At 62.7% G+C, this 542-nt stretch carries 1 protein-coding gene; it reads left to right on the forward strand.

Features of this window, described 5'->3' with window-relative positions; genetic code table 11:
- The coding region (locus tag FS320_RS44925; protein WP_152718834.1) for a transposase at positions 1-380 on the forward strand (380 nt) is incomplete at its 5' end.
- Positions 381-542: the final 162 nt, after the last annotated feature.

Below are 542 nucleotides of genomic sequence, written 5' to 3' on the forward strand. Positions count from 1 at the left end.
ACCTCCATGACCGCGCCGGAGCCGAACTCCTGCTGGAGGGTCTGCAGCATCTCTTTCCGGCGATCGAGCGGATGTGGGCTGACACGGCATATCGTGGGCTGAAAGACTGGTTGCGCAATGTGCTGGGCTGGCAATTGTCCATTCCGCAGCACTGGTGGAGCGGCGGCACCTGGATGCGGGCTGGCGCAGAGCCGCCGACTCGCCCGAGTGGCTTTCAAGTGCTCGCGCGAAGGTGGGTGGTGGAGCGGACCATCGGTTGGCTCACTACCAACCGGCGGCTCGCCAAGGACTACGAACGCTTGGTCGAGACCGGTGAAATGCTGCTCTATCTCGCCATGAGCCGCATCCTGCTGCGTCGCCTCACGCGAAAGGAAAGATAATTGCTCACCAGCCTCTTAATGATCTTCACTAAAGGCCTGCAACGGAGAGACCTGCGTGCCGGAAGAAGCTGGTGATGAGCTCAGGCCGTTGCTGCAGGCGGCCGAACTCGCGGCGGGCCAGGCGGTGCAAGTCGGCGACTGATCCGGGCAACGCGCTTTCCA

Origin of the sequence: Microvirga tunisiensis, assembly GCF_009296175.1 — a bacterium.
In the GTDB taxonomy this organism is placed as follows: Bacteria; Pseudomonadota; Alphaproteobacteria; order Rhizobiales; family Beijerinckiaceae; genus Microvirga; species Microvirga tunisiensis.